Origin of the sequence: Enterococcus sp. BSD2780061688st2 D3, from assembly GCF_005844145.1 — a bacterium.
GTDB classification, from domain to species: Bacteria; Bacillota; Bacilli; order Lactobacillales; family Enterococcaceae; genus Enterococcus_B; species Enterococcus_B durans.
The window spans coordinates 241,206-252,472 of record NZ_SPHN01000002.1; the positions used below are offsets into that span (position 1 = coordinate 241,206).

Genomic DNA, 11,267 nt, shown 5'->3' on the forward strand with positions numbered 1-11,267 from the left:
GAATGAATAAATTAGAAAAACGTCAGATTCCATTTTCACCGCCAGATATTACTGATTTAGAAATAAAAAACGTTGTAGAAGTATTAAAATCTGGATGGATAACTACGGGACCAAAGACAAAAGAATTAGAAAAAAAAATTACAAAGTGGTTAGGAGCATCTGAAGTAGTTTGTTTAAATTCACAAACTGCTGCTGCAGAAACAGGGTTACGTTTGCTAGGAATAGGAGAGAATGATGAGATCATTGTCCCAGCCTATACTTATTCTGCCAGTGCATCGGTTGTATGTCACGTAGGTGCGAATCTAGTTTTAGTAGACTGTCAACAAAATTCTTTGGAGATGGATTACGATGCATTAGAAGCAGCAATTACGGAGAAGACAAAAGTGATTATTCCAGTTGATCTTGGTGGTATACCTTGTGACTACGATCGTATTTTTGAGATTGTGGAGAAAAAAAGAAATTTGTTTCATCCTAGTAATGAGATTCAGAAAGCTTATGGTCGTATAATTGTTATGGCAGATGCTGCTCATGCATTAGGAGCTAATTGGCATGATCAGATGGTTGGAAATGTTGCTGACTTGACAACATTTTCATTTCATGCTGTTAAGAATTTTACAACTGCAGAAGGTGGAGCTTTAGTATGGAAAGAGCACGAAAAACTAGATAATGAGGCAATGTATCATCAATGCCAATTGCTTTCTTTGCATGGACAGTCAAAAGATGCACTTACTAAAACACAGTTGGGTGCATGGGAGTATGATATTGTGGGTCCATGGTATAAATGTAATATGACTGATGTTACTGCATCAATTGGGTTGGCTCAGTTCGAGCGTTATCCTAGACTGCTTGCAAGACGTAAAGACATCATTGCAAAATACGATGCTTCGTTTAAGCCTATTGGTATTGAGGTACTGAATCATTATACAGACAAATATCAGAGTTCCGGTCATCTATACATCACACGCATTCCAGAAATTACACCGGAGCAGAGAAATGAAATTATCATTAGGATGGCAGAGAGAGGAATTGCTTGTAATGTACATTATAAGCCACTGCCAATGCATACTGCATATAAGAAACTTGGATTTGACATTAAGAATTATATGAATGCGTATGCGCATTTTGCTAATGAAATCACACTACCACTTCATACAAAACTGACGGATGAAGAGATTGCATATGTAATCGATATCTATGGTGATACTGTGAAGGAATATATTTAAACAAAAATAAAGGAGAGCATCATATGTATATCGTTATTGGGGCATCCAGTTTTATTGGTGTTTATACTGTTGCTGAATTTTTAAAACAAGGAGAACAGGTAATTGTTACTGGTAGAAATAACAAGTTTAAAGAACATTATGATAAACTTGGAGTTCAATATATTAATTTAAATTTAACCCATAAGGAAGATTTTGAGCAGCTTCCGAAAGAGGGCATAGATGGAGTGATTCTCCTGAGCGGTCTGCTCCCGGCAAATGCACAGGTGAATTTAGATGAAGATGAAAATGCAGATGAATATTTTGCTGTCAACACTATTGGAACAATTAATGTACTTGAGTATTGTAGAAGAAACAGAATAAACAGAATTATTTCAAACTGTTCATATGCAGATGTTAGAGGCGCATGGGGGAAGAAAATAATTACCGAAGACGAACCACGCGATTTTATATATACAGGTGATCACGCTGTGTATGTATTTTCAAAGAACGCCGCTAATGATGCTATGGAGTACTATAATCAACAGCACGGTATGAAAAATGCCTGGTTTAGATTTCCACCTGTATATGGAGTAGGACCTCATGATTGTTTTTACATTAATGGAACACTGAAAAAATCAGGATTGAAAAAGTTTATTGATAATGCATCAGTGGGTGATGATATTTGTATCTTTGGTGACCCAAATCTTAGCCGTGATGTTGTATATGTTAAAGATGTAGCTCATGCATATTATTTAGCTATGAAAAGTGAGCATACATATGGTCTGTATAACATGACATCCGGTCGTAGTGTTACACTGCAAGAACAGGCAGAGATTATTGCAGAGTTGTGGGCTCCAAGTAAGGAGAAAAAATCTAAGATCACTTATAGACCTGAGGTGGTTAATAACACTCCTTCATATATATTCTCTATGGATAAAGCAAAGCGTGATTTTGGATTTGTTCCCCAATATGCAGACTTTAAAGTTATGATGATAGATTATAAAAAAGATTTAGATTCTAATAAATATCAGGAGCTCTTCCATTATGTTAAATAGTAAAATGACTCCAGCTGGGAGTATAGGATATAGATTTATAAAAAGAAGTTTCGATATTGTTTGCTCTACATTATTGTTAATTCCGGTAGGAATTGTAATTGGTTTTTCTTCAATTTTCATCAAAAAGGAAGATCATGGGCCGATATTTTATATGGCTAATAGAACAGGTAGATATGGAAAAACATTTAAGATGTTTAAGTTGCGTTCTATGAAAGTAAATGCTCCAGATATACGTCTTGCTGATGGCTCTACATATAATGGAGATGATGATCCTCGCGTAACTAAGTTTGGAAAATTTGCAAGGAAAACGAGTATAGATGAATTACCGCAGATTATTAATATTTTTAAGGGAGATATGACATTTATAGGTCCCCGTCCAGATACTCCTATAGGATCAGCTGCTTATACAGATGAGGAGAAGATTATTCTTAGAGTACGCCCTGGTGTTACTGGATATAATCAGGCTGTAAATAGAAATTCAGTCTTAACAAAAGAAAAACTGAAAAATGATATTTACTATGTTAAGCATATATCGCTTTGGTTTGATATAAAGATAGTATTTATGACTATTGTTGCAGTTCTGGGCCACAAAAATGTTAATAGAATAGATACTACAACAGATAATACCTATGTTCTCAATGAAGATGGAAGTAAAACAGAAAATATTTCGGAGGTTAAATAATGGATAAAAGGATAATGATTTTGGGTGCGAGTATCCTTCAGCTTCCTGCCATTGAGAAGGCATTAGAAATGGGTTTACAGGTTATTGGAGTTGATATGAATCCAGAAGCAATAGGATTGCAGGTTGAAGGAGTTATTCCTGAAATAATAAGTACAATAGATATCCCAGCCGTTGTGGCAGCCGCAAAAAGACATAAAATAGATGGTGTTATGACATTGGCAAGCGATATGCCAATGAGAACCGTAGCTGCTGTGGCCAAGGAATTGAATCTAATTGGGATTACCAGTGATACAGCTCTGAGAGTGACTAACAAAGCTGAAATGCGAAAAGTACTTAAAGAACATAATGTATCGATTCCGAAGTTTTATAAAGTTTCGAATGAAGTGGAATATGAGAAAGCTATTTTATCATTACAATTTCCAATTATAGTAAAGCCTACTGATAATTCTGGTAGTAGAGGAATTTTTAAATTGGAAAGTCGAGAAGATATTGAGCTGATTCAAGCGGCTTACAAGTACAGCAAGGAGTTTTCTAGAAATGGAGATGTAGTGGTCGAGGAATGGATGGAAGGTCCAGAAGTTAGCGTAGAAACACTTACAATCGACGGTACATGTCATGTGATTCAGATCACAGATAAGATTACAACTGGCTCCCCACATTTTGTGGAGATGGGTCATACACAGCCAACAAGACTTTCTGATTCGACTTCTGAACAAATAAAGATAGTAGCTAAATCCGCTAATAAAGCATTAGGAATTACAAGTGGTCCGTCGCATACAGAAATTATTGTAACGAAAAGTGGCCCTAAGATTGTAGAACTTGGTGCAAGACTAGGCGGTGATTGTATTACAACACATTTAGTGACGCTATCAACAGGAGTCGATATGGTGGAGTGTTGTATTAGAATAGCGTTAGGAGAAAAACCAGATATAACTCCTAAGTTTGCTAAGGGTAGCGCGATAAGATATTTCAATCAAACAGCCGGAGTTATAAAGAACATATATGGTGTTGAGGATGCTAATCGTATGGCAAGTATTCAACAAGTTAGTATTACTCATGATATTGGTGAAACGATAACGCAGATTGACAGTAGTACAGCGAGAATGGGATTTGTGATTGCACAGGGGGATAGTGCGGAAGAGGCAGCTCGAATGTGCAACAGTGCAATGAGTAAAATAAAAGTAGAGATGGAATAAGAATATGAAAAAAGCAGTGATAGTTACTCCGTTTGATAATTATAGTTACAACGTTAGAATTAAATTTGTAGAGGAGTATCTTCAGAAAATTGGATATAATGTAAAAATTCTTTCTTCTGATTTTGATCATAGAAATAAGGAAAAGTATCAAAACGATCGAAAAGGATTAGAATTGCTGAAGGTGCCGGAATATAGGCGGAATTTATCACTTTCAAGAATTCAATCCCACAGAGTATTTGCAAGAAAAAGCGTAAAGAGAGCCCTGCAATTGCAACCGGATTTGTTGTATGTTAGTGGGCCTCCGAATTTCCTTTTTAAATATTTTGCCACTAACAAAAGTAGTTTTAAAGGAACAAAGCTCATATTTGAACTCGGTGATATGTGGCCAGAAACAATGCCAATAAGTGGAAAAAAGAAAACTTTATTTAAGTTTCCAATGAAGATATGGGCTTCATTAAGAGATAAATACATTGCAAAGGCTGATTTTACAATATTTGAATGCAATTTATTTAAAGGGTTAGTAAACACTAATACAAAGGATATTAAAGGCGGTACCATATATTTATGTAAAGATAGTGCAACAATTGAATTGCCTAAAGAACAAATTTCGAATGAATGTATAGAAGTAGTTTATGTTGGATCTATCAATAATATAATTGATGTTGATCTGATAGTAGAAATCTCTAAAAAAATAGCGGTAAAGAAAAAGATAATAGTACACATTATTGGCGATGGCGAACAACGTCAAGATTTAATTTCTGAGTTAAGTGGAAAAAATATTGAAGTCAATTATCATGGAGTAGTTTATGATGAGGTTGAAAAATCTAAAATATACAGTAGATGCAGTTTCGCTTTTAATATCATGAAAGAAACCGTCTGTGTTGGTCTGACAATGAAAAGTATAGATTATTTTGAAGCGGGATTACCTTTGATAAATAATATTTCAGGGGATACAAAAACAATTGTAGAAGAAAATAATTGTGGTTTTAATATTAATATACAGAATATAGATTTTATAGTTGAAAAAATTTCCATGATTAGTATAGAAGAAGTAAGAATACTAAAACAAAATTCGAGACATGTATTTGATAAATATTTTAGTAAAAGTGCATTTATAAATAATTTTGATACAGTGATTAGTGAGTTATTGAATGACAAGGAGAAAAACAATGAAAAAAATATTGATTTTTAATGGTTGGTATTTACCATCTGAACGATGCGGTGGTCCAGTAACTAGTATTAAAAATACTGTGGATACTTGTAGCAAAGAATACGAGTTTTATATTGTAGCCTCGAATCATGATTTTGGAGATAAAAGGGTTTTTCCTTATATAAAAAAAGGGTGGAACCAAGTTGGAAGGGCAAAAGTACTTTATGTACCAGATAAATACTTTGACTTTAATTTGAATCGCCTTGAAAAGTTATTTATCGAGATAAAACCAGATATAGTTTGGTTTTCAGGTATATTACACCCTGAGATAAAGCTATGTACAATGAAATTAAGTAGAAAGCTAAATTTTCCTGTGCTATTCTCTCCCCGAGGAGAAGTGAGTCGTGATAGGGTTACAAATTTAAAGGCGTATAAGAAGATCCCATACCTATATATGGTAAGAAAATTTGGTTTTTATAAGGGAGCTTGGTTCCATGCAACGAGTGACGATGAATTTGAAGGACTCAAGCATTATATCGGAGCGCCTACTAAACGGATTTCATATGTTAGAAATATTCCACTTATGCCAGAGAATTACAGAATAAGTTATAATAAAGTGCCAGGAAAAATTCGAATGGTGTTTATCTCACGGATTCATGAAGTAAAAAATTTAAAATATGCAATGACTGTAGCTTCAAAAATAAAAAACTATGAAGTTATTTTTGATGTATATGGACCAAAGGAATCACCAGAATATTGGAATGAATGTGAAAGAATAGGGCAAGATGCACCAGCTAATGTTAAATTGAATTATTGTGGTACATTGTCACCTGATGAAGTAGGAAAAACATTTAAAAAATATGATTGTTTTTTATTTCCAACATTTAATGAAAATTACGGACATGTAATAGCAGAATCACTAGCTAATGGATGCCCGGTAATTCTTAGTAAAAACACAACACCTTGGAATGATTTAGATGGCAAGGCAGGATACGCTTGCTGTTTGGAGAATGAATTAGAGTTTATTAAATCTATTGAAAAAATTGCGCAATTAAATTCGAATGAATTTCAGAAGCTCTCAAATGATTCTATAGATTATTATAAAAAGAAAGTTGCTGAGAATGACGCTATTGAAGCTCACAAAGATATGTTCAAAAGGATAATAAATGAGCATTCAAATGATTAAATTATATAGCAAATTTGAAGGAAGTTGGTGCAGCTTAGATGGAAGAAAATATAAATAGAAACAAGAAACTACAGATATCAATAGTGTATTTTTGTATTTTTATTTTGACGCTAAATCTTTTTTTTTCAACGACTGGAATTCAGCTGTTTAATACAGATACAGTACGATTTGTTGTTATTGTAATACTCGTTTTGGCTTTTTTTACAGTAGATTTAATAAAAGTATCGATTTTTGATATAATTATAGTTCCAATTTGTATTACTTACTATTATGTTTTTTCACAATCAGTAGCACTAAATATATTAGTGCTATATTTGATTTCATTTTATTTAAAGAATGATAGATTGAATCATATAAAAACAACATTTTTAAAAATTTTGATTACTGTAAATATATTATGGCTTATACTGCTAATCGCTCAGATTTTACCCAATAATATTTCAACTGACTTTGGAAGAACTAGATACTATTTAGGATTCAAAAATATTAACCAATCTTCACTTTTCTATTTTCCCTTTTTATTATTAACTTACGATAAATACAAAGATAAAATTATAATCAAATTGGGTATATGTTTACTATCTATCTTTTTTTTCTATTTAACTGATACTAGGTCAGCATTTTATGCGTTTATATGTTTTATTCTTATTACATGGCTTTTTAAGAGATTTGATAACATAAGAGAATTTATAAGTCAGCTTTTTATATTTTTGGTAACAGTAATAACAGGATTTTTTTTGTTTGCTGGAAAAGTTATACAAGTCTTTCCTTTTATTAACCAACTACTTACTAATAGAATGTCTATTATAGCACAAGGAATGAGTTCGTTTACTATTAAGAATTACATAATAGGTATGAATGAACAACTGCTAGACAATTCATATATAATGCTTTTTTCCACTTTTGGGTTAGTAGGCTTTTTATTTTGGTTACTCATGTTGCGTAAGGTTCTTATTAACAGTGAATTTTCTGAGTGGAGATTTATTATAACTATCTTAGTTTATGGTTTTTTTGAATCAACTCTATTTATACCAGAATCTATTATTGCAATATTCTTTTTTATAATATTACAAAAACAAATAAGAGAGGTTGAGTTTCCTAGTGTCTATGAATCAAAATAGAAAAAAGTATTTAGATATTGCTAAAGGGATAGGAATAATATTAGTTGTAGTAGGACACTCATTTCCAGATGAGAGTTCGCCTGGAGGAATAAGTATATTGACTTTTGATATCATTAAACGAATTATTTATACATTTCATATGCCACTATTCTTCTTTATATCTGGATATTTAGCAAAAAAAATTATTTTACATTTTAATTTTTGTCAAGTATTTAAAAAATTTCAACGTTTGTTCATTCCTTATATCTTTATGAGTATAGTATATATACCTTTAAGAATTTTTTTATCGAAAATGGCTAACTCAACGTACCCAATTAAAGATTTATGGAAAATATTAATTGGAATAAGTCCAAATGGTGGGGCATGGTTTTTATATGTATTATTACTCGTTAACATAATTAGTATTATATTTATTAATAAGAATAACATTTACTTTATACTGTTATTATCATTTATCGCTACTTTTGTAACCAGAGGTAATTTAATTTTTATATCATATAGTGTATTAAGGTACTTTTGTTATAATTATTTCTTTTTTGTTATAGGATTACTTTGTAGCACAAAAATCGCAAATTTCGAAGAAAAGTTAGATCATCAAAAGGAATATTTATTTATTATTTTATTTGGAGTATTATTTTTGGCATATTACTCTCTTAATTGGACATTTCTTTCCGCCATTTTAGCTATAATTGGTGTAATTGTTGTACTAATTATTTCCAAGCGCATAGAAAATTCGAATTTTTCAAGTACAATAAAAGGATATTTATGCCACTTAGGAGTAGATAGCATGTATATTTATATACTTCATGGTCCAATACAGGTTTTAGTAAGATATATTTTTTGGAATAAACTAGAATTAAATTATATAGTTTGTGTTTCTTTCATGTTTATATTTGGACTAATTGGCTCTCTTATTATCGAACATTTCATTATTAAAAAAAGTTTGCTATTAAATTGGGCTCTAACTGGAGAGAGATAGTGGTACAGTATAACATAAAAATGAAGATGATTATAGAATATAAGGGGAGATTATAAGTATGCATACAGTAAGAAAAAATTTGATATTGAACATACTGTACCAAATTTTAATTATTATTATTCCACTAATTACTACGCCCTATGTATCAAGAGTTCTTGGCTCAGATGGAGTAGGGAGATATTCATATGCATTTGCAATAGCATACTATTTTGCTATTTTTGCAATGCTTGGCGTAAATAATTATGGGAACAGAACTATTGCCACTGTAAGTGGTGATAAAGAAAAACAATCAAAAACTTTTTGGAGCATCTATTTATTTCAATTATTTTTCGCAGTTATTTCTATTGTTGCATATATCTTATATATTATTTTTTTATGTAATGATAAATTGTTGGGATGGATTATGTTGGCATATGTACTTTCTGCAGCTTTTGATATTAACTGGTTTTTTTTTGGAATGGAAGAATTTAAAATTACTGTTGCAAGAAACAGTGCAGTTAAATTGATATCTATTATCTGTATTTTTTTGTTTGTAAAGAATCAAAGGGATATATATATTTATGCTTTTGTAAATGTTATTGGTTTTTTGATAGCTCAAATCATTTTATGGACTATGTTAAGAAAGTATGTTTCTTTTGTAAAGATCAATATTTCGGATATATTACACCACGTAAAGCCAAATTTAGTATTATTTATACCTATCATAGCAATCAGTCTCTATAAGTTTATGGCAAGAATAATGTTGGGAGGAATGTCAACTAGCAATGAGGTCGGATATTATGAAAGTTGTGAAAAAATTCTTCAAATTCCAGTAGCTCTTATTACAGCGCTTGGAACGGTTATGTTACCAAGAATTTCTAATATGATTGCTGATAAGAAGGAAAAAGAAGGTCTTCAATATATGAAGAAATCACTCGTATTAACTTTACTTGTTGCTTCCCCCTTAAGTTTTGGAATTATGGCAGTAGCTAGAGAATTTGTTCCTTGGTTTTACGGCAATGGTTTTGAAAAATGTATTGATATTTTTCAGATATTGATGCCAAGCTGTCTTTTTCTTGCATTTGCAAATGTTGTTCGAACACAGTATCTAATTCCATACAAACGAGATAAGGTGTATATTATTTCTGTAATTTTAGGTGCTATTATGAATATAATTATAAATGTACTTCTTATTCCAGAATACCAATCAATTGGAGCAGCAATAGGAACATTTGTAGCAGAAGGTACAGTATTCTTTATTCAGTGTTTTGCCATTAGAAAAGAGATCAATGTATTCAAATATGCAATATACGGGATGCCATTTATCTTTTTTAGCTTAATAATGTATGCAATTTTAATTCGTTGGGATATTTTAATTTTGGACTTTTTTAGTACAATGGTAATTAAAATAATTGTTGGAAGTATAATATATTGTGCGTTAACTGGTCTTTTTCTATTATTTTTAAAAAAAAGAAAATTTCAATTACAATAGTTTTAATAAGTGTATAAATTAAAAGAATATGCTGGAAAGATTTTTTAAGAAAAACTTTTTATAAGGTGTAATTATATTCATAAATTACAAAGAAAATAAAACGGACATGAGATTATTATAGGGCTCATTAACGAATGCGATTAATAGGGATATCTATGAACATCAAAGCTAGTAACTCGTATTAACTTTGGTGTTTGTTAAACGTAGCTAATTGATCTATTGAATAGAATAATTTATAAGCGCATATTTGTGAAACTGTAAAATCTATAAGCAATTCGTTTTAGGTTTTAATGTGATGAAATTCTGAAGGAACTTTTTTGGACATTCTATTAAGTACTGAATGTTTCGTGTGATAAGTGCTAAGTAGCTTCTGGTAATAATGATAAATCATTTTAAGTTTTGAAGAGAGGAGAGCAGAAATTTTAATTTTTGATAATACTTAGCTTGTGAGGTGCCTTTTTGATTCAACTATTTCATCATATACTTTTGAACAAGGTCGAAAAACTTGTTTAGGTGTTGCACAATGTTGAAGCAATCGATGATGACAGTTGCATTTGTAAAGTTTTTTAACTATTGAAAATAAATAGTATTCGTGTCCCCTATACAGGCCTTTTTTGAGAAAACATGAATAATAAGTTAGTCTTTTTTCTTCGGTTAGGCAAGACATCAAAGAGTTTTCCTCTCTTTCTTTTTCTTGTATGAACGGAGAGAGAAAACAAATCAAGCTTCTATCGCAATGTTGAAGATATAGTAGATGATGTCCGCTATACTTGTCGTCACTGAAAGTTCTTCACGTTTAACAGATCTTTAATGCTTTTAAGCTCGGTCAATTAAATTGTTTCGAGATAAAACAGGAAAGAGTGACAAGATACGTATGGATAGAAAAATATTTTTTACATGATTGGCAGTGATAATATTGCTTTTTTAGTTACAAGTAGTCGCAAGCAGTTGCATTATTTCCATTGTTGTTTAAGGGGGATTTTATTTGCTCTTTGTGATCTCCCTCGTAGTTCAGGCTCTTTGTCAAATGATGTTGGTAAAGAGAAATCTTAGAATAATTTGGACAGAACAGAAAGAAGAAACCCTCTTTCTGTTCTGTTTATTTGGTTAAAAATGTTTTGCCATGACGAATCATGATCCGTAGTTTAAAATTGTAAAAGCTGCGAAAGCCGTACGCATTGCGTTTTAATACTTTGATGTGGTTGTTTAAACATTCCAATGGTCC

General features: G+C 31.4%; 10 protein-coding genes. 9 read left to right on the forward strand and 1 reads right to left on the reverse strand.

What is annotated here, in order from left to right; translation table 11 throughout:
- The first annotated feature begins 2 nt into the window (after positions 1-2).
- From FGQ66_RS03380 to FGQ66_RS03420, 9 genes are read left to right on the forward strand one after another with little or no spacing between them, the layout of a single operon-like run.
- On the forward strand, positions 3-1,223 hold the full coding sequence (locus FGQ66_RS03380; RefSeq protein ID WP_138301702.1) for a DegT/DnrJ/EryC1/StrS family aminotransferase: 1,221 nt from the start codon (positions 3-5) through the stop codon (positions 1,221-1,223).
- 23 nt (positions 1,224-1,246) lie between these two features.
- Positions 1,247-2,257: an NAD-dependent epimerase/dehydratase family protein gene (locus FGQ66_RS03385; RefSeq protein ID WP_138301704.1), complete on the forward strand. Its 1,011-nt coding sequence runs from the start codon at positions 1,247-1,249 to the stop codon at positions 2,255-2,257.
- A complete protein-coding gene (locus FGQ66_RS03390; protein ID WP_138301706.1) occupies positions 2,247-2,939 on the forward strand; it encodes a sugar transferase in 693 nt (230 codons plus the stop codon). The genes FGQ66_RS03385 and FGQ66_RS03390 overlap by 11 nt, the downstream gene beginning before the upstream one ends.
- Complete coding sequence (locus tag FGQ66_RS03395; protein ID WP_138301708.1) at positions 2,939-4,135, forward strand: ATP-grasp domain-containing protein; 1,197 nt, start codon at positions 2,939-2,941, stop codon at positions 4,133-4,135. Before FGQ66_RS03390 ends, FGQ66_RS03395 begins: the two co-directional genes overlap by 1 nt.
- Before the next feature lie 4 nt (positions 4,136-4,139).
- Entirely contained in the window at positions 4,140-5,327 is a 1,188-nt protein-coding gene (locus tag FGQ66_RS03400) for a glycosyltransferase (RefSeq protein ID WP_138301709.1), read from the forward strand.
- Positions 5,305-6,471 (forward strand): glycosyltransferase family 4 protein, encoded by a 1,167-nt coding sequence (locus FGQ66_RS03405; RefSeq protein WP_138301711.1) that lies wholly within the window; start codon positions 5,305-5,307, stop codon positions 6,469-6,471. The genes FGQ66_RS03400 and FGQ66_RS03405 overlap by 23 nt, the downstream gene beginning before the upstream one ends.
- 38 nt (positions 6,472-6,509) lie before the next feature.
- A complete protein-coding gene (locus FGQ66_RS03410) occupies positions 6,510-7,592 on the forward strand; it encodes an O-antigen ligase family protein (RefSeq protein WP_138301713.1) in 1,083 nt (360 codons plus the stop codon).
- Entirely contained in the window at positions 7,579-8,571 is a 993-nt protein-coding gene (locus FGQ66_RS03415) for an acyltransferase family protein (protein WP_171024554.1), read from the forward strand. The genes FGQ66_RS03410 and FGQ66_RS03415 overlap by 14 nt, the downstream gene beginning before the upstream one ends.
- A gap of 58 nt (positions 8,572-8,629) precedes the next feature.
- Entirely contained in the window at positions 8,630-10,042 is a 1,413-nt protein-coding gene (locus FGQ66_RS03420; protein ID WP_138301716.1) for a flippase, read from the forward strand.
- A gap of 1,099 nt (positions 10,043-11,141) precedes the next feature.
- On the opposite strand, the gene FGQ66_RS03425 is transcribed toward FGQ66_RS03420, so the two are convergent.
- The coding region (locus FGQ66_RS03425; protein WP_138301718.1) for a transposase at positions 11,142-11,267 on the reverse strand (126 nt) is incomplete at its 5' end.